The sequence below is a fragment of the Salibacter sp. genome (assembly GCF_031581065.1).
Classification (GTDB): Bacteria; Bacteroidota; Bacteroidia; order Flavobacteriales_G; family Salibacteraceae; genus Salibacter.
Genome location: NZ_JAVLBN010000010.1, coordinates 50,487 through 69,147, shown reverse-complemented (window position 1 = coordinate 69,147; position 18,661 = coordinate 50,487). Strand labels below are relative to the sequence as shown.

The following is an 18,661-nucleotide window of genomic DNA, read 5'->3' as shown; positions in this document are numbered from 1 at the left end:
GGGTTTGAAGTGAAACGCCAAATATCTCTTCCAATTGTTTATGACGGAATTGAGTTTAAGGAAGGCCTCAGGTTAGATTTGCTAATAAATAATCTGGTGATTGTAGAGTTAAAGGCAGTTGAAATTGTGAATCCGGTTTGGGAATCACAAATTATTAGCCACTTAAAGCTCACTGATTTAAATCTTGGTTACCTAATCAATTTTAACGTTCCTTTAATTAAGAATGGGATTAAAAGGTATAGAAATTGAATCTTGTTGAAGATATACTTAGTGTCTTAGCGCCTTCGTGGCATCATTCTTTAACCCACCATTTGCTCGCTTAAGATCTCTAAATAACTGGCTGTTAGCCTGTATTTGTCGTCTTGTTCAGGATTGTCCAGCAAGTGTTCTTTTACTTTTACAATGTTGCGCTTGAGAGGTTCATCTTCATCTGGGCGTTTCATGTTTTCCACGATCGTAACGGCCTCGAGCATTGACATGTAATCACTTTTGAGTGCAATGTTTGTCAATTGATCCAGGTGTTCATCAATACTCAAACCTGCCTCCCATATTGCCGATAGTAAAAATGAACGCTGGTAACTCTCAATGTTTTGCTCAGCAGCATTGAGAATTGGCCTTACAGCATCCTGATCATTCAAACCGAAAAACACTTTTTGCAATTCATCCTGAACTTCCTGGTTTTGATTGTTGAGATATAAATCGATCAGGAATGGGATAATAGAAGCATCACCGTGTTCTTTCACTTCTTTCAGAGCCGAAACAATAGCCTTGTTATCGTCACTCTGAAGCTTTTCAGTGATCTTTTTGAGTTTTTTTTGTCTGGACTTTTCCTGAGTTGCTGTAAGCTTTTTCATCTTGATATTCCGCTGTAAATTTTTGCAAAACTACGAATCATATTCGTTGTCAATTGAAATAATGATTCGAATAAAGGAGTCAATCAACGCTATTTTGTTTAATAAGTTTCTTCAAGCCATTTGATTATCGTAACATAATATGCAATTTAGTATTGCGTTAATTTTGACATGATTATGAAAAGACCTTTAGCTGTTCTACTTTTTCTCCTGTTATTCAGTTGTTTTAATTCCTATAGCCAGTCAACTAAATTTTCAGGAGTTGTCATTGACAAAGACACAAGAGAAAGCATTCCGTTCGTTCATTTTGCGAGTACCACAAATCAAGGAATTGGATTTGTATCATCAGAACAAGGAACATATAAATTTCAATTCAACCTCGATAAAAGTGACACATTTTCAATAAGTGTAATTGGCTATAAAAGTCTCAAAGTTGCAGTTTCAAAACTGATGAACACTGATACTGTCTACATGGAAAGCAAACAACTTGAATTAAATGAATTTGTAGTTAGTGCAAAACCCAGGACAGCAAAGGAAATATTCAAAGATGCAGTGAAGAAGTTTAATGATACAGAATACAATGATCAGAGCTTTATTGCTGGATATGAGGAATTGCTTATTAGTAATGATTTAAAAGATACCTCCTTCATGAAAGCCACTTGTGTAATAACTGGTTATTCACCAAAAGAAAAAGTTGGAATATTTAAGGAGTTTCAGGAAAGGGTAACAATATTAGCTGTGGATTCATTGAAAAACGGAGGTGATATAGGAGGAGTAAATTTACTTTTAATGATGACACGTTTTACAAAAGTTAATGAGATGTTGTCTTTTTCCTTTTATAGGTGGTATGATTATGAAGTAACGGATACAATTTTAGATGAGGACAATCACGTTGTGTTTAAAATTATAGGGAGAGATAGAAATGAAGATATATCACTGAGTGCTACTATTGATGTCACCACAAACAGTTTTTTAGAATTAACAGACTATTGGGGGGCTGGTGAACAAAGAAAGTCAACATTCTATCGAGTAGTTTTTAGTGACTACATTGATGTTGGTCTCCCAACTAAAATGGAAATGCAGCTTAATCGGGATTTTGGTCACAGGCCAGACGATAAAAAAATATATGATAAAGGGTGGTTTATAAAAACAACTTTAAACCTCTACAAAAAAGTCGCAGCACCCATAGAGACTGAGAGCTGGGTGGAAGGATCAAAGTCAATGTTTGAAGGCGAAATAGATCTGGATTTAAAGGAAAAACTCGGCTATTAGATTTATTGCTTTAATTGAGTTGAGGTTTCAGATAGTTCAGCTTTAGATTAAACCTTAAACAAATAAACGATTAAACATTAACCATAATTACGCGGTCCAAAAATCGAAGATCCAAGCCTCACCATATTACTTCCTTCTTCAACTGCTACTTCGTAATCATTGGTCATTCCCATTGAGAGGACTTTGAAGTGATCGTATTCCTTTTTCATCTTATCGAAGAAAGACTTCAATTCACCAAATTGCTTTTTCAATACTGATTCGTCATCAGTGTGTAAAGCCATTCCCATAGCACCAACAATCCTGATGTTTTGTAACTCTTTCAATGGTTCTGACCGTAAAAACTCAACAGCTTCATCGTAATCAAAACCGAATTTGGTCTCTTCACCGGAAATGTGAAGTTGTACCAAACAATCGATTACTCGATCCTCATTTTTAGCTCGTTTGTTGATCTCTTTAGCGAGTCGCAAACTGTCCAACGAATGAACGAGCTTAACAAATGGCGCGATGTATTTCACTTTATTTCGCTGTAAATGACCGATGAAGTGCCATTCGATATCTTTTGGTAATTCCTCGTGTTTTTGCTCCATCTCACGTGCCTTGTTTTCACCAAAAACACGCTGACCAGCATCATAGGCTTGCATCAAATCTTCATTCGGTTTCGTTTTTGAAACAGCTACTAAAGTCACATCATCAGGGAGTTCTGACTTGATCTTTTGAATATTTTCTGCAATGTTTGCCATAATTAGAATTTAAAATTCAAGAATGTCATAGATCGTCAATCCACTTCTCAACTTGGGCTCAACCCACGTACTTTTAGGCGGCATAATCATGTTGTTGTCAGCCACGTTTTTAAGCTGCTCAACGGTAACAGGATAAACAGCAAATCCCACATCGTAACTGCCGTTATTCACGTTTTCTTCAAGTCCTTCGAGACCTTCCAAATCTCCCATGAATTTTACTCGTTTATCCGTTTTTTCATCTTCAACACCCAAAATAGGATTGAGTATCAATGATGAAAGTATTTGACAGTCTAATTGTTCAACAGGATGTTCCAGATCGATGTCCTTTTGATGTGGTGTTAACCTGTACCAATCTCTGTTGATGTACATTCCAAACTCGTGGAGCCTGTGTGGCTGGTACCTATTTTCACCAAGATATTCAACTTCAAATGATTGCTTGATTTTAGTCAAAAACTCGTCAATCGTTTGACCATTTAAAGAAGAAACCAATCGGTGAAAAGCTCTTATTTCCATTTGTTGATCACTGATCAAGTAAGCCATAAAGTAATCGCTCGGCTTTTTTTGGTCAGATCCAAGGTCGTCAGCCAAAAGAGATGAGGAAGCAGAACGGTGGTGACCATCAGCAATGTAAACAGAATCTACATCGCTAAACTCTTGCTGAATAGTTTTAATATCACCTTGATCATCAATGACCCACAGTGTGTGCGTATGCTCGTCAGTTGTAGAAAACTCATATTCTGGGCGAGAGCCTTTGATCTTTTCAAGCAACTCCTCGATTTTATCTTTCTTCGTGTAAGTCAGTAAAACAGGCTCAGCATTGATCCCCGTAGTTTTGAGGTAGTTTTTGAACATTTTTTCACGCTCAGGAAGCGTGTGCTCATGCTTTTTGATGTGTCCACTTTGGTAATCCTCAACAGCAATTCCAGAAATAATCCCAGTAAAAATGTGATCGCCATATCGCTGCTCATAGACGTAAAAAGCCGGATTTTCTTCCTTTTTCAAAATACCCCTCTGGCAGAAATCGCGATACTCTTCACGAACCTTTTCAAACTTCTCAACCCCATCTAATTCGTTTGCAGCAGGCGGATGAATAATCTGCAAAAACGAAAACGGATTGTTTTCAAGCTTTTCCGCCATCTGCTCATGGGAATAAGAAATGTATGATCGCGTGGCAACTAAATGTGCCTTGTCGCGGCTTGGCCTCACGGCTCTGAAAGGGATTACATCTGCCATAGATCAGGTATTTGGCGGTCAAAATTAACATAATACATCAGCTTTAAAACTGATTGTAATAAAGTAATGGTCAGAACCGAAAGTCCACTTGCCAAATTCACCTAAATACTACTTGTTTTAGCTTGAGTTTTCGATATTTGCCCATTCAAAACGAATAAGGATGAGCAAAGCAGGCATTCCAAAAGGAACCCGTGATTTTGGCCCGGTTGAAATGGGGCGCAGGAATTACATTTTTGATCAGATTAAAGAAGTTTTCAGGCTACACGGTTTTTCACAAATTGAAACTCCGGCTATGGAACGGACTGATGTTCTTCTCGGTAAATACGGGGAAGAAGGAGATAGGCTGATTTTTAAGGTTATGCCGCGCGGGCGTAAACTCAATCAGTTAAAAACTGAACTCGAAAAAGATCAAACTGCTGAGGTTGCAGCTAATAAATCTGCCGAGGAAGCTCTTCGCTATGACCTTACAGTTCCATTTGCCCGCTTTGTTGTTCAGCACCAGAATGATATAAGTTTTCCATTCAAGCGATACCAAATTCAGCCGGTTTGGCGAGCTGATAAACCTCAAAAAGGAAGGTACCGCGAGTTTTATCAATGTGATGTGGATTGCATTGGATCTGATTCGTTACTCAATGAAATAGAGCTGATCAATATCATGCAGGAGGTTTACGAACGGCTTAACCTGCCAGATGTAACCATCAAACTCAACAACCGCAAAATTCTAGCTGGTATTGCTGAGGCGATTGGCGAAAAAGACAATATGATGGAAATTACCATCGCGTTGGATAAACTCGACAAAATGCCAGTTGAGAAAGTCAATGAGGAGTTGAAGAATAGAGGCATCAGCGATAAAGCGATTGAAAAACTGCAGCCAATTATGAATCTGTCCGGTTCCAATGAGCAAAAGATGCAGACAATTGCTGATGTTCTCGCTGATAGTGAAATCGGGCAAAAAGGAGTTGAAGAAATGACTTTCATGTTGGGGCAGGCTGATGCTTTGGGGTATAGGAATATCAACTTTGAAGTAACGCTCGCTCGCGGACTCAATTATTACACTGGGGCTATTTTTGAAGTTACACATCCTGATTTCCCATCGAGTATCACTGGTGGCGGTCGCTACGATGACTTAACAGGAGTTTTTGGAGCGAAGGAAAAACTATCAGGAGTTGGAATTTCATTTGGCGCAGATCGCATTTACGATTTGATGCTCCAAAAAGAGTTATTCCCTGAATCAGTTGAAAACGTTACCGATATTCTCTTTGTCAACTTTGGGGATAATGAAGCTGCGCAAGTATTGAAATGGATGAAACAATTGCGTGAAGCCGGAATCAAAGCCGAGCTCTATCCTGATACGGCCAAGATGAAAAAGCAGATGAAATTCGCCAATGATAAGAATGTTCGCTATGTTGGAATGGTAGGAGAAGATGAACTCAACAAACAGGAAATTACGCTTAAAAATATGAAAACGGGTGAGCAGGAATCGCTCACTGTTCAGGCAATTTGTGATAAATTAGGAAAGTAATGAATACAGAAGTCCATCATATAAAACCAGAGGATTTATCAATTGAGGCTGTTGCTGATATCGTCAATAAAGGCAAAAAGCTCTCACTGTCAGAACCGGCAAAAAACAAAGTGATCAAGTGCCGCGAGTATCTCGACAATAGGATGGAGCAACAAAAGACTCCAATTTATGGGATCAACACCGGATTTGGGTCGCTGTGCAATACTGAAATCGGGAAAGCTGATCTGGAGCAACTTCAGGAAAACCTCGTGAAGTCGCACGCGTGCGGAACCGGAGATGAAGTGCCTCAACACATTGTAAAACTGATGTTATTGCTCAAAGTTCAGGGACTTTCATATGGTCATTCCGGAGTACAACTCGATACTGTTGAGCGACTCATTACTTTTTACAATGAAGATATTTTACCGGTTGTCTATGAACAGGGTTCGTTAGGTGCCAGTGGTGATTTGGCTCCACTGGCTCATTTGAGTTTACCAATCCTCGGGCTCGGTGAAGTTTATCACAACGGAGAAAAGAAGCCCGCTGCTGAGGTTCTGACCGAAATGAATCTCGACCCTATAAAGTTGAGAAGTAAAGAAGGTCTTGCGCTGCTCAACGGAACGCAATTTATGAGTGCTTACGCAACACATATCTTGCTCGAATGGAACCGACTCAAGCCACTTTCAGAACGTATTACGGCATTGTCGCTCGATGCGTATGATGGCAGAATTGAGCCATTTGGAGATTTGCCACACATTGCGAGAAAGCAACCGGGGCAATTGAAAGTTGCACAATCTGTTCGCAAGCTTTTAGATGGGAGTGAGTTGGTTAAGCGACATAAAGAACACGTTCAGGATCCGTACTCATTCCGCTGTGTACCACAGGTTCACGGAGCTTCATACGATGCGCTCGATCATGTTCAAAGAATTGTGGAAAACGAGATCAGCTCTGTAACGGATAATCCAACTGTTTTCCCGGATGCTGATGAAGTAATCTCAGCCGGGAATTTCCATGGTCAGCCCATGGCAATAAACCTCGATTACGCGTCAATTGCACTTGCAGAATTAGGAAGTATATCAGAACGGAGAGTTTACAAGCTAGTGAGCGGAACTCGTGGATTGCCCGAGTTTTTGGTTGCCAATCCAGGTTTGAATTCAGGATTTATGATTCCGCAGTACACGGCAGCGAGTATTGTGAGTCAGAATAAACAGCTGTGCACACCATCGAGTGTTGATACTATTGACTCGAGCAACGGTCAGGAAGATCACGTGAGCATGGGTGCAAATGGCGCTACAAAAGCACTTCGCATATTGAATAACTATAAGAAAATTATAGCAATCGAATTGTTCAACGCTGCTCAGGCAATGGAATTCAGAAGACCGTTTAAGTCGTCTTCAAGTGTAGAGGAACTTTTTGAAAGTTACAGAAAAGAAGTTTCTAAAGTTGAAGATGATGCTGAATTACACGTTCTGATCAAAAAATCGATCAACTTTGTTGAAAGCTATTCAGCTTAACGGATAAAAACTTTTCTTCTATAAAACTTGTTGGAGTCACGAAAGCGGGCTGTAAAGATGTACAGTCCGTTTTTTAGTTGATCTGTTGTTATCACATTTGCACCATTTGTTGAGGTAACGACCTGTCCGTTTAGGTTGTAAATTCTCAATTCTGAAACTCGAGCATTTTGCAAAATGATTTGTGACCTGCTTTGAATGAATTTCACATTTTCGGGTAATGCAAAATTATTGTAAAGGTAAACCTTCGTTGAGTCACAAATTTCATTGTTTGATGTTACCGTATCATTTTGGAAGCTGAATGAAACACAAATTTTGAGACTATCGCTTGGGCTCAAGCTGAAAGGTGGAGAGAATAACTGAATACTATCTCCTGCGTAAAAAGTAGAGTCTAAAGTAAAGTTTGCCGGAATCGTATCGGTATTAACTGACCAGTGAAATGTGAGTTGCGTGCCTGACTGGACACTGTCGGGACCATTATTTCTGAGTTCAGCTGAGAAAGAAACCGTTGAGTTTTCCTCGATGCTGTCAGGTACGGTTATTTCGGTCAGATCCAGGTCGGCTGACTGGGAGAATCCGGCTCTGACCGTGATGAGAAGCAGAAGAGTAATGATTGTCTTGTTCATATCAAATAAAAAAGGCTACCTGCGAAGGTAGCCTCTTAAAAATTATCTTTCAAATCAAAGTGAATTACTTCACAAAACGAACAGTTTCATCAGCAACTTTAACGATGTAAAGTCCGCCATTTAATTCGTTGATGCTAACACGTGAAGTAGAGTTTGCTGTAAGGTTCACTCTTGAAGATTTCACGAGTTGACCAGCAACATTGTAAATGAAAAGATCCTGATTGCCAGGGTTTAGGTTCCCATTTACTTCAACGTTTAACATGTTTTGAGAGCGATAAACTTTGATGTCTCCTTCGTTGAGATTATTAACTCCAGTAACAGTTTTATCACCAACAATTGTTTTTGATTCAGATACAACGTAAGTACCTGCAGACCATGTCATGATTGAATCATTGAGAAGTACTGTGTGATCAACTGTAGCATCAGCAAATGAATAAGTAGTATCATTAGCAGGACCAACGAATGTACTTCCATTATCAAGTGACCAAAATGCATTTTTAGAAATACCAGTCATCAAATGTGGATCTGCAACATTTTTGAAGTTACCTTCAGCTGTAAAAGCTACAGATTCATTATCAGAAGTGATCGTGTCTTTATCTGTAGTGATACTGTTAGTAGCTTCGTAAGAAACAAATGGACGAAAATGTTGAACATATCCAAGAGTACTTAAATTATTGCTTCCTGTAAAACCAGCTAATGTAATAGTATCATCACTAACTGCAGCAGCACCGTTTTGGCCTGTGATCATTCTCAGCGTATCACTCACGTTTGAGTCTAAACTCATTTGTAAGTAAAAGCCATTAGCTGAACTGTGAGAGTTATCAAAAACAACATCATTAGCAAAGTCACCTACATTTGTGGTTGTAACTGGATCAATGCTTACTGTTTTTGTTTCTAAAACAGTGTTTGAAGGTAAGCCATTTGCTCCTGTTTCTACTAATGAAACTTCAACATTTACAGGAGATCCATCAGAATTTCCTGAAGCTAAGTGCATTCTAGCTCCTTCAACATCTAGTGAAATGTTTGATGGAGTTTGAACTCTATGAAACCAGGTGTAGATATTACTTGAATTGATTGATAGAATCACATAAGTAGTATCAGGGTTATACAATTGATTTACGAATGTCGCGTAAAAGTTAGTATCATTAATTGTTGTGTTTCCTCGCTCAATATTAACCTGATTGTTTTCTGATTGATCAGGATTTGGAAGTACACCAACTTCAGTTTGTGCACTTACATTTGAAGCAAGGATAAATGCAGAAGCAAACACTCCTGCGATCTTAAGTAATTGTTTTTTCATAATTATTTATTTTTCGATTTAGCGAGGCGAATATCAATAAATATTTGCCTCTATTCAAGTCTATTTACAGAAATATCAACTCTTTGTTTCATAAAAGAACTTAAAAAGTGGTTTAAAAAATAAAGGAGGTGCATCAAATCTCGATACACCTCCTTGAGTATAGTCAATTAATGAATTATTGTATTCTACCCATCGATTGGTAGCGCTGGGCAATTTCCTGATACTTTGATTGAAATTCTTGTTGAATTTCATCACTTTGAGGATATTTTTGAGTTGCCAGCATTACAGCATTACCCATAATACCAATAGATTGCTCCAGGTTAGGTTTAACAACACTCAATTTATTTTGATCCAGGCTCAGGTAATAATTAGCAAACTGAGATTCGCGCTCTATTATTTTACGCATTAACTCGTTAGCTTTTTCATTGTTACCCACGTTGTAATATTGTTCTGCTACAGGGAGAAGTGTTCCGTCATATGGTACTCTGTCGTTAACAGTTATGTCAACAACTCTGTCCAGCACTTTTTCTGCTCGTTCTTTATCTCCTTTGTTAGCAAGGTTTTGCGCCAGGCGAGAAAAAGTAAAACGAATGTTGGTTACAAATCTGAGGTTGTTTTCATCCATGAATACTTCAGGATCACTGTAACCGCCCCAGTCAAACTTATTCATCATGTTGTCATACATGGTTTCAGTGGCAACTCTTCCGTATCGTCTTCGGCTTGTGTTTTGAGTTTTGATCGGAACCAGTCTAAAGGCAAACCCTTCTTGCTGGAAATAATCTTCAAGTCCGTAGAATGCATCATTTCCCATCGTAATTGAGAAATAAAGTGGTCTGTCCCAATTGAAGTTTGCCAGGATATCCCACATTACCATTTCGTTTTTGAGAATGTAACGGCCATTCGCTTTCCAGGTGATTTCATCAAGGATTTGATCTTCAAGTGAAGGATCAACTGTACCATTTGCCATGACTTTTTCCTTAGGTACATTCAACTTGAATTTCTTGGTTGGGACGATATTGTCTTTTTGACCATTACCTAGAGGCTGTTTGTACTTGTCTTTTGTTACAACCGGAATGATCTTCTTGATGTCGTAATACTTGTCCTTGTCGATACCACGAACATTTCCAAATCTCACAAAATCTCTGGTTCCCTGTCTGTATTGATCAGGTGTCATTGAGATTGGAATAGGATCACCATCATAGGCTTTACGAGCCATTTGTTCAATGTACCAATCTGTGTTGAGAAGCATGAGGTTAACTACACGTACATCAGTACGGTAACCTTCAACTTCTTGCAAATACCAGAGAGGGAAGGTGTCGTTATCACCATTGGTGAATAAAATGGCATTTGGAGCACATGAATCGAGATAGTTTTTAGCAATTTCTCTCGCTGTGTAACGATCACTGCGGTCGTGATCATCCCAGTTTTCTGATGCCATGAGTACTGGAACTGCTAACAGGCAAACTAAAGTTGTTCCGGCTGCAAGAGCTTTTGGATTGATTTTATCTCTAAAGTGCCTGTAAAGCCCCATGACACCTAATCCTATCCAAAGGGCAAACGCGTAGAATGACCCTACAAAAGCGTAATCACGTTCTCTTGGCTGATATGGATAGTTGTTTAAGTAAATTGCAATAGCTATTCCTGTAAAGAAGAAGAGAAGGAATACGACTAAAGTATTGCGCTTATCGTATTTGTACTGGAAGAAAAGACCTATTAACCCGAGGATTAGTGGCAATAAATAATACTTATTGTAAGACCACTTGTCTTTGAGTTCATCTGGATATTCATCCATGTTTCCTAAACGAGCTTCATCGATGAATGGAATACCGCTCAGCCAGTTACCGTCAGTAAATTGGTTCTGATCGATACCATGTCCCTGAATATCGTTTTGTCTTCCAGCGAAGTTCCAGAGGAAATAACGGCCCCACATCCAGTAAATCTGATAGTTGAAGAAATACTTGAGGTTTTCACCCATTGTGGGTTTGTAGATGGTTTTCATTTCACCACTTTGCACATCTCTGTAGCGCATTGGGTTACCTTCAAAGTCACTCCACGCTTTGTATGCCCTCACGTGATTCGATTTAGAACTCCACATTCTGGGGAATAGTGTTTCAAATTCATCAGCGTAATTAGGGATGGAGTTTTCACGAGGATCGGCAATTTCGTACTCACCTGTTTCTTCATTTGGATAGTAAACAGGGCTTCCGTCATCGTAGGGGTCCTGATTATCGAGCGGACTATTAAAATAATGTCCTTTAACTAATGGCACATCTCCGTACTGTTCCCTTTTCAGGTAGGAGAGTAGGTTAACCATGTTTTCAGGGTTGTTTTCATCGATAGGTGTATCAGCATTTGATCTGATCACAATCATTGCAAAAGAGGTGTAACCGATCATGAGGACTGTAAAAGCCAGTATTGATGTATTGGCAATGACCTTGTGATGCTTTTGCGTATACCACAGTCCGAATGCAATTGCAGCAATCAGGAGTATTCCAAATACTGCTGATCCAACATGGAAAGGTGTTCCCAGTCCATTAGCAAACAAGAGCTCAAATTTTGCTGAGATGTTTACTACCTGCGGAATTAAAATCATTTGGATAAAACCCAGAAGAACAACAGATAGGATAAATGTGATTATCATCCCTTTGCGAGTAGGCTCAAATCTTTTGAAATAATAAACGAATAAAATAGCCGGTATAGCAAGTAAATTCAATAAGTGAACGCCAATTGATAGACCAATTATGTAGAAAATAAGAATGAGCCACTTAGTAGAATGAGGTTGGTCGGCTATGGACTCCCATTTTAAAATTGCCCAAAAAACGAGTGCCGTACAAAATGATGACATACCGTAAACCTCACCTTCAACGGCAGAGAACCAAAATGTATCACTAAATGTAAAAGCTAAAGAACCTACAATAGCACTACCAATAATAGCAATGCCATTTGCGCCACTGAGTTCTTCATTTCTAACAAATTTACCAGCCAAATAAGTTAGTGACCAAAACATGAATAATATGGTGAGGGCACTGGAGAGAGCACTCATAATATTGATAGCCACGGCAACATTTTGAGGATCTACAAGTAGAGTGAAAATTCTACCCAGTATCATAAAAGTAGGAGCTCCGGGAGGGTGACCAACTTCTAATTTATAAGAGGTAGCAATATACTCACCACAGTCCCAAAAACTCGTGGTTGGTTCAATTGTCATGGCATAAACTACAAATGCAATTGCAAATGTTACCCAGCCACCAATAATATTCAGTTTCTTAAAATCCATAATGCTCGTTTGATTTCTTATGAAATGTAAAGTGTTTCGGTAAACGCGGTCAAAGTAAATTAAAATCAACTGAAAAAAACCTAAAAAAAGCTTTGAAATCGTTAAAATGCAGGTTCTGTTTGCATCACTAGTGGTCAGAACCAAAAATAAATTCAATCCGTTTTTCCGTTAAAAAAGGTTAGCAAATGGCACAAAATGTGTTTAGTTGCGTAATTTTGCAATCTGTTATGAAACACGCATTGGTAATGATATTTTCTCTTTTTAGTATTGGAGTATTTGCTCAAAAGTACAACGGATTTAGGCTCTCTGCCAATATGGGCGTATCAACTCCAGTTAAACCATTTAACTCAACAATTGAAGATGACTTCATGAAAGGGCATGCCTCCTCTGGAATAGATGTAGGGTTTCAAGGTGAAGTGTTCTTATCAAAGAAATGGTCAACTCTTTTGAGGTTTGGATACAATCTTTTTGAGGTTGATGATGAAGCGATTAAAAGAGACGCGTATCCGGCAAATCCCGAAAATGTAGAGCTGTCTCATACTCCATATCAAAGTTTGTATGTAGCAGGGGGAGCTTCATTTAACCAGCCTCTTGTCAAAAATAAATTTGATGTTCAGCCTTATGTTATGGCAGGCGTTAATTTGTTCAAGAATGCTGAGAAAGATTATGTTGTACAAAACAATGCCGGTGAAGTAGTTGAAAGGTTTAACACAAACGCTGTAGTTGACCCAAGCTTGTTTTTAAGCCCCGGGGTTTCATTTAATTATGCTGTTTTGTCGTTCCTGGAGCTTCGTTTTTATACTGAGTTTTCTGGATCTGACCATTTGGTCGATCTCGATATAGCTTCTATGAAAAATAACACTTCCACTGCAGAAACAAGAGAGGTTGAATACAATTTGCGCTCCGTAAATACTGGTGCTGCACTTTCATTGAGATTCTAATTTATGAAGGAAGTACAACAGAAGATAGACAATGGGCTGGCTTTGCCCGTGATGGAGCATTTTTACACAATTCAGGGTGAAGGTAGAAATAACGGTGAAGCTGCTTATTTTATCAGGCTTGCAGGTTGCGATGTGGGTTGTGTGTGGTGTGACGTAAAAGAGAGTTGGGACGCTGATGAGCATCCGGTATTGTCAGTTGATGAAATTGTTGAAGGAGCGGTTGCCACGAATTCTCCAAATATCGTGATCACAGGAGGTGAACCGGCAATGTATGATCTTTCGGTTCTGACTGAAAAACTCAAGCAAAAAGATTTAAAAGTTTGGATGGAAACCAGCGGTGCTCACCCTATTACAGGAAGCTGGGACTGGATTTGTTTTTCGCCCAAAAAGTTCAAAAAACCTCTCGGTGAAGCTTACGACAAAGCACACGAGTTGAAAGTGGTTATCGCAAACCGGAATGACTTTAAATGGGCAGAGTCTCACGCTCAAAAAGTGGGGGCTGATTGTGAGCTATATCTGCAGCCAGAGTGGTCAAGAGAGGAGAAGCTACTACCTAAAATTATCGACTACGTCAAGGAAAATCCAAAATGGAAGATTTCATTGCAAACGCATAAATACATGAATATTCCTTAACCTTGTAGCGACCATTATCATAATCGCAAAACAATGAAGTTTTTTATCAAATCTGTCGTTTTAGCAGCCCTGTCATTTCTTTCAATTACTGCTTGTAAAGCTCAGCCAAAAGAGCTGGCAACCAATAGCCGAAAAGCAAAAGAATACTTTGAACAGGCCAATAAATATTTCCGCCTTCGTTACATTGAGGACGCTTTAAATACTATTGATAAGGCAATTGAAAAAGACGAAGAATTCATTGATGCCTATGTGTTGAAAGCTCAGCTTTTAGTTGAAATTGACGATCTCGAACAAAGTATTAATTACTACAAGAAAGGAATTTCAATTGATTCAACTTTCAATCCGCGGGTGTATCTCGAATTAGCTCATGTACAAAGCAAAGCCTTAAAGCTCGATGAAGCTTTAGAAACAATTAAAGCGTATCATCGATTTAAAGAAGACGATTACTGGGACGGTAAAGCAGAGGAAATCAAAGAAACCACTAAAACGCGAAAAGAGTTAATTGAGAACCCTGTTGATTTTGATCCTCAGAACCTTGGTCCGGGTGTAAACAATCGTTTTTTCGAGCATTCGCCAACTCTACGTGCTGACGGAAAACTTATTTATTTCACTAAAAACCAGCCACGAGTTGGTGCTATGTCATCCTCTAGAAGTGAGTTCGATGAAGATATTTACATGTCTCGCAAAAAAGGAGACGGCACCTGGGCAAAGGCAGAGAGATTGAGCAAATCGATCAATTCGCCTTTTCGTGAAGGTGCAGCCTGCATCTCTCCTGATGGCAATTACATCTTTTTCACTTCTTGCGGAAGAAGAGAAGGACTGGGAAGCTGCGATTTATACATCGCGAGCAGAAAAGGCGAGCAGTGGGTGAATCCGAGAAACCTCGGGAAAGCAGTAAATACGCGTCATTGGGATTCTCAACCATCATTTTCGAGTGACGGGCGCACCTTGTATTTTGTGAGTAACCGCCCGGGCGGACCAGGAAAAAAAGACATTTGGATGACTCAAATCGGTGATGATGGTAAATGGTCAGATCCAAAACCTGTATCTTTCAATACCCCGGGAGATGATCTTTCTCCTTACGCTCACCCAGATAACAAAACATTTTACTTTTCCAGCGATGGTTACCCGGGAATGGGCATGCGCGATATGTTTGTCGTTGAAAAAATCTCAGCAGATTCATTTGGAGAGCCGAAAAATCTCGGTTACCCTATCAATACGCTAGATGATGAAGTGAGCCTGTCTGTGGGAGCTGATGGAAAGAAAGCTTATTATGCGAGTGGAATGCCGGGAGGTTTTGGGAAATGGGATCTCTACAGCTTTGAGTTGCCCGAATATGCACGTCCAACTCCGGTAACTTACGCGAGAGGAAAAGTGTACGACAAGAAAACCGATAAGCCGCTGAGAGCTAAATTCGAGCTCATTGATTTGGAAACACAGGAACGAGTAGTGGAATCATATTCAGATCCTGAAAACGGAGAGTTCCTGGTTGTGGTTCCGACCGAAAAAAATTACATGCTCAACGCCTCGGTTGAAGGATATTTATTTTTCTCAGAAAACTTTGAGCTCTCGGGAGAAAAAGGGAAAGACGTTAATAATTACGCTTTTGATGTTCCCATGAAGCCTATTGAGAAAGGCGAAACAGTTGTATTGAAAAATATCTTTTTTGAAACGGATAAATACAAACTCAAGCCCCAATCAAAAGCCGAGTTGACAAAACTTGTAGAATTTTTGAACAATAACCCCACTTTGAAGATTGAAATAGGCGGGCACACTGATAATGTTGGAAGCAAAAATTACAACCAGCAATTATCAGAGAATAGAGCGAAGTCTGTTTACACGTACTTAATTGATGCCGGAATAAATGCAGAAAGATTGACCTTTAAAGGGTACAACTTTAGTGAACCCATTGCATCAAATGATACGGAAGAAGGACGTGCCCAAAATAGACGCACCGAATTTAAAATCATTGAAAAGTGACGAAGGAAAAAGTAGATATTTTGGCCATTGCAGCTCATCCTGATGATGTTGAGTTGAGTTGTTCAGGAACGATTATCAAACATGTAAAGCAGGGCAAAAAAGCTGCAGTTGTCGATCTCACAAAAGGTGAACTTGGCACGCGCGGAACTCCTGAGCTTAGAATGGAGGAAGCTGAAAAGGCTTCTGAAATAATGGGAGTTAGTTACCGTGAGAACCTCAGTATGGATGATGGCTTTTTTCAGTACAACAAGGAAAACATTATCAAAATTGCCACACAAATCAGGCGTTTTCAACCTGAGGTAGCGCTTATCAACACACCTGAAGATCGCCATCCTGATCACGGCAGAGCGGCAAAACTCATCGCTGATGCTTGTTTTTATTCCGGCTTGAGGAAAATCAAAATGGAGTGGGATGGAGAACCGCTTGAGCCATGGCGGCCAAAAGCTGTGTATCACTACATCCAGGATCGTTACTTACAACCAGATTTTGTAGTTGATATTTCTGCAGAATGGGATACGAAACTCAAAGCGATAGCAGCGTTTAGTAGTCAATTCTTTTCAGAAAAATCAGATTCAAAAGAACCGGAAACACCAATCTCATCGCAATCATTTATCGATTTTTTAGAAGGTAGAGCTGCACAATACGGCCGCAGTATCAATGCGAAATATGCTGAAGGGTTTATAGCTGCTCGCACTCCCGGAGTTGATGATATCACATCGCTTTTGTAAAAAAGCACCTCAACAATCCAATTAAATTTCACGTGATAATCGTATTATTGCGGTTATGCACCTGGCTCTTATCGATTGGATCATAATTGTAGGTTTTTTGCTGCTCACACTCTACATCGGGTGGCGGTTTAAAACCAAAAAAGGCGGAACCATCAGTGACTTTTTCCTGGGTGGTCGTAACCTGCCGTGGTACGTTGCCGGATTGTCGATGGTGGCAACCACATTTGCTGCCGATACTCCTTTAGCGGTTTCTGAAATGGTTGCCCAAAACGGAGTTTCCAAAAACTGGCTATGGTGGAGTTTTTTGTCGGGCGGAATGTTAACCGTGTTCTTTTTTGCCAGGCTTTGGCGAAGAGCTAACATCGTGACAGAGCTCGAGTTTATCGATATTCGCTATTCGGGGAAACCTGCTAAACTACTTCGCGGTTTCAAAGCCATTTACTTAGGTGTTTTCATGAACGGAATGATCATCGGCTGGGTAAACCTGGCTTTTGCGGCACTCCTCGAAACTTTTTTCGGTATCGATAGCTCAACCGTTCTTTGGTACGTTTTTGCGGCTATGATTTTTGCAGCAGCCTATAGTTCTCTATCAGGACTTTTAGGAGTTGCCATTACAGATACTGTCCAGTTTTTCATCGCCATGGTAGGAACCATAATACTGGCGTGGCTAGTGCTCTCATCTCCTGAAGTTGGCGGAATTGATAATCTTAAATCTGAATTGCCAAAAAGCTACTTTCACTTATTTCCCCGAGTTGGAGACGCTGGCGGATTACAGGTCTTGAGTTTGTCGATTGGAGCATTTCTCACTTACGTTACGGTTCAATGGTGGGCCAGTTGGTATCCCGGGTCAGAACCGGGTGGAGGTGGTTACATCGCGCAGCGGATGATGAGTGCCAAAACCGAACAGGATGCTCAAAAGGCTACACTTTTCTTTCAGATCGCGCATTACTGTGTTCGCCCCTGGCCCTGGATTTTAGTGGGATTGGCGGCTATTTTGCTCTACGATCCGCACTACAGTCTGTCACCTGAAGTCGCTCAACAAATTGAGACCTACAAAGAAGCTGGAATGACTGAGGGTGAGGTGATGGCTCAATTTGGATCTGACCAACAACAAGAAATTGAAAAACAGGTCAAATACAGTTTTCAGCCTCAATTGGGTTACGTATTTGCCATGCGTGATTACCTGCCTGATGGCTTGCGCGGATTATTGCTCGTAGCTTTTTTAGCGGCCTATTTGAGCACCATTTCCACGCAATTGAACATGGGTGCCAGTTTTTTGGTCAACGATCTCTACATGCCGTTTATCGCGAAAGACAGTTCCAAAAATCAGGTTTTGTCGGGTAGAATTGCCACGCTTTTGTTGATGCTCGTTGGTATTTTGGTTACTTCGGTGATCGACACAATTGCCGGAGTTTGGGAATTTATTATTGAAGCCGGTGCCGGATTGGGGGCTGTCTTGATTCTGCGTTGGTACTGGTGGCGCATCAATGCCTGGAGTGAAATCGCTGCGATGGTGGCTCCGTTTATCGGTTATTTTATCGGTCAGATCCTTGGTGAACAACTGGGAGCAGAGTTTGTAGAGAACAAAGGGCCGTATTTGTTTACCGTTCTCTTTACTACAATCGCCTGGTTGGTGACAACTTATGTGACATCTGCCGAGCCGGATGAGAAAATCAAATCTTTTTATGACCGTGTAAAACCCGAAGGCGCATGGGGAAGGTTCGCTGATCCACTGGTTAGGACCAAAAACAAGCAATCGCTTCGTTGGAGACTTTGGTGCTGGGTTTGCGGCATCTTGCTCACGTATTGTACACTTTTCGCAATGGGATCATTTTTGCTGCATGGTAATGAGTGGCAACTCTATGCTGTATTGGCTGCAGGTGGTGCAATAGGACTTTCATTCGGCCTCAACCGGTTGAAAAAGTGGGATCAGTTGACATGATTTGGATCTGACCATTACAAAAAACAACACAATGAGTAAATGTACCGCTCAGCACATTTTGTGCAGCCGTTTTTAGAAAATTTATTACCCTTGCATTTCATTGCAAAATTTTTTGAAAAATTGAAA

General features: G+C 40.1%; 15 protein-coding genes. 9 read left to right on the top strand and 6 right to left on the bottom strand.

What is annotated here, in order from left to right:
* The coding region (locus RI557_RS04390; RefSeq protein ID WP_310682395.1) for a GxxExxY protein at positions 1-249 on the top strand (249 nt) is incomplete at its 5' end.
* Between the two features lie 50 nt (positions 250-299).
* On the opposite strand, the gene RI557_RS04385 is transcribed toward RI557_RS04390, so the two are convergent.
* Positions 300-854 (bottom strand): hypothetical protein, encoded by a 555-nt coding sequence (locus tag RI557_RS04385; protein WP_310667014.1) that lies wholly within the window; start codon positions 852-854, stop codon positions 300-302.
* Between the two features lie 174 nt (positions 855-1,028).
* On the opposite strand from RI557_RS04385, the gene RI557_RS04380 reads away from it, so the two are divergent.
* Positions 1,029-2,123, top strand: coding sequence for a carboxypeptidase-like regulatory domain-containing protein (locus tag RI557_RS04380; RefSeq protein WP_310667015.1), 1,095 nt, complete (start codon positions 1,029-1,031; stop codon positions 2,121-2,123).
* A gap of 77 nt (positions 2,124-2,200) precedes the next feature.
* Here the strand turns inward: RI557_RS04380 and RI557_RS04375 are convergent, their stop codons facing one another.
* A complete protein-coding gene (locus RI557_RS04375) occupies positions 2,201-2,863 on the bottom strand; it encodes a YggS family pyridoxal phosphate-dependent enzyme (RefSeq protein ID WP_310682393.1) in 663 nt (220 codons plus the stop codon).
* Positions 2,864-2,872: 9 nt separating this feature from the next.
* On the bottom strand, positions 2,873-4,096 hold the full coding sequence (locus RI557_RS04370) for a DUF1015 family protein (RefSeq protein WP_310667017.1): 1,224 nt from the start codon (positions 4,094-4,096) through the stop codon (positions 2,873-2,875).
* 160 nt (positions 4,097-4,256) lie between these two features.
* On the opposite strand from RI557_RS04370, the gene hisS reads away from it, so the two are divergent.
* The gene (gene hisS, locus RI557_RS04365; protein ID WP_310667018.1) at positions 4,257-5,618 is read left to right on the top strand and encodes a histidine--tRNA ligase; all 1,362 of its coding nucleotides are present in this window, start codon (positions 4,257-4,259) and stop codon (positions 5,616-5,618) included.
* Positions 5,618-7,111 carry a histidine ammonia-lyase gene (gene hutH, locus RI557_RS04360; protein ID WP_310682391.1) on the top strand — a complete coding sequence of 498 codons (1,494 nt, stop codon included), beginning with the start codon at positions 5,618-5,620 and terminating at the stop codon, positions 7,109-7,111. Before hisS ends, hutH begins: the two co-directional genes overlap by 1 nt.
* On the opposite strand, the gene RI557_RS04355 is transcribed toward hutH, so the two are convergent.
* The 3 genes from RI557_RS04355 to RI557_RS04345 all read right to left on the bottom strand — a co-directional run bounded on the left by RI557_RS04355 (position 7,108) and on the right by RI557_RS04345 (position 12,311).
* Entirely contained in the window at positions 7,108-7,734 is a 627-nt protein-coding gene (locus RI557_RS04355; protein ID WP_310682389.1) for a T9SS type A sorting domain-containing protein, read from the bottom strand. The two genes, hutH and RI557_RS04355, sit on opposite strands and share 4 nt — an antisense overlap.
* 64 nt (positions 7,735-7,798) lie before the next feature.
* Positions 7,799-9,034: a T9SS type A sorting domain-containing protein gene (locus RI557_RS04350; protein WP_310682388.1), complete on the bottom strand. Its 1,236-nt coding sequence runs from the start codon at positions 9,032-9,034 to the stop codon at positions 7,799-7,801.
* Positions 9,035-9,209: 175 nt separating this feature from the next.
* Positions 9,210-12,311, bottom strand: a complete 3,102-nt coding sequence (locus RI557_RS04345; protein ID WP_310682386.1) for a protein O-mannosyl-transferase family — start codon at positions 12,309-12,311, stop codon at positions 9,210-9,212.
* Between the two features lie 227 nt (positions 12,312-12,538).
* On the opposite strand from RI557_RS04345, the gene RI557_RS04340 reads away from it, so the two are divergent.
* The 5 genes from RI557_RS04340 to RI557_RS04320 are packed head-to-tail and all read left to right on the top strand — an operon-like array spanning position 12,539 to position 18,535.
* Positions 12,539-13,252, top strand: coding sequence for a hypothetical protein (locus tag RI557_RS04340; RefSeq protein ID WP_310667023.1), 714 nt, complete (start codon positions 12,539-12,541; stop codon positions 13,250-13,252).
* 3 nt (positions 13,253-13,255) lie between these two features.
* Positions 13,256-13,885: a 7-carboxy-7-deazaguanine synthase QueE gene (locus tag RI557_RS04335; protein WP_310667024.1), complete on the top strand. Its 630-nt coding sequence runs from the start codon at positions 13,256-13,258 to the stop codon at positions 13,883-13,885.
* A 33-nt stretch (positions 13,886-13,918) separates the two neighbouring features.
* On the top strand, positions 13,919-15,865 hold the full coding sequence (locus RI557_RS04330; RefSeq protein WP_310682384.1) for an OmpA family protein: 1,947 nt from the start codon (positions 13,919-13,921) through the stop codon (positions 15,863-15,865).
* A complete protein-coding gene (bshB1, locus tag RI557_RS04325) occupies positions 15,862-16,593 on the top strand; it encodes a bacillithiol biosynthesis deacetylase BshB1 (RefSeq protein ID WP_310682382.1) in 732 nt (243 codons plus the stop codon). Before RI557_RS04330 ends, bshB1 begins: the two co-directional genes overlap by 4 nt.
* Positions 16,594-16,648: 55 nt before the next feature.
* A complete protein-coding gene (locus tag RI557_RS04320; RefSeq protein WP_310667027.1) occupies positions 16,649-18,535 on the top strand; it encodes a sodium:solute symporter family protein in 1,887 nt (628 codons plus the stop codon).
* Positions 18,536-18,661 lie beyond the last annotated feature (126 nt).

Excerpts from the sequence above, each read along its gene's own strand:
- RI557_RS04385 (WP_310667014.1), bottom strand. The coding sequence starts at position 854 with ATGAAAAAGCTTACAGCAACTCAGGAAAAGTCCAGACAAAAAAAACTC.
- RI557_RS04380 (WP_310667015.1), top strand. The coding sequence starts at position 1,029 with ATGAAAAGACCTTTAGCTGTTCTACTTTTTCTCCTGTTATTCAGTTGT.
- RI557_RS04375 (WP_310682393.1), bottom strand. The coding sequence starts at position 2,863 with ATGGCAAACATTGCAGAAAATATTCAAAAGATCAAGTCAGAACTCCCT.
- RI557_RS04370 (WP_310667017.1), bottom strand. The coding sequence starts at position 4,096 with ATGGCAGATGTAATCCCTTTCAGAGCCGTGAGGCCAAGCCGCGACAAG.
- hisS (WP_310667018.1), top strand. The coding sequence starts at position 4,257 with ATGAGCAAAGCAGGCATTCCAAAAGGAACCCGTGATTTTGGCCCGGTT.
- hutH (WP_310682391.1), top strand. The coding sequence starts at position 5,618 with ATGAATACAGAAGTCCATCATATAAAACCAGAGGATTTATCAATTGAG.
- RI557_RS04355 (WP_310682389.1), bottom strand. The coding sequence starts at position 7,734 with ATGAACAAGACAATCATTACTCTTCTGCTTCTCATCACGGTCAGAGCC.
- RI557_RS04350 (WP_310682388.1), bottom strand. The coding sequence starts at position 9,034 with ATGAAAAAACAATTACTTAAGATCGCAGGAGTGTTTGCTTCTGCATTT.
- RI557_RS04345 (WP_310682386.1), bottom strand. The coding sequence starts at position 12,311 with ATGGATTTTAAGAAACTGAATATTATTGGTGGCTGGGTAACATTTGCA.
- RI557_RS04340 (WP_310667023.1), top strand. The coding sequence starts at position 12,539 with ATGAAACACGCATTGGTAATGATATTTTCTCTTTTTAGTATTGGAGTA.
- RI557_RS04335 (WP_310667024.1), top strand. The coding sequence starts at position 13,256 with ATGAAGGAAGTACAACAGAAGATAGACAATGGGCTGGCTTTGCCCGTG.
- RI557_RS04330 (WP_310682384.1), top strand. The coding sequence starts at position 13,919 with ATGAAGTTTTTTATCAAATCTGTCGTTTTAGCAGCCCTGTCATTTCTT.
- RI557_RS04320 (WP_310667027.1), top strand. The coding sequence starts at position 16,649 with ATGCACCTGGCTCTTATCGATTGGATCATAATTGTAGGTTTTTTGCTG.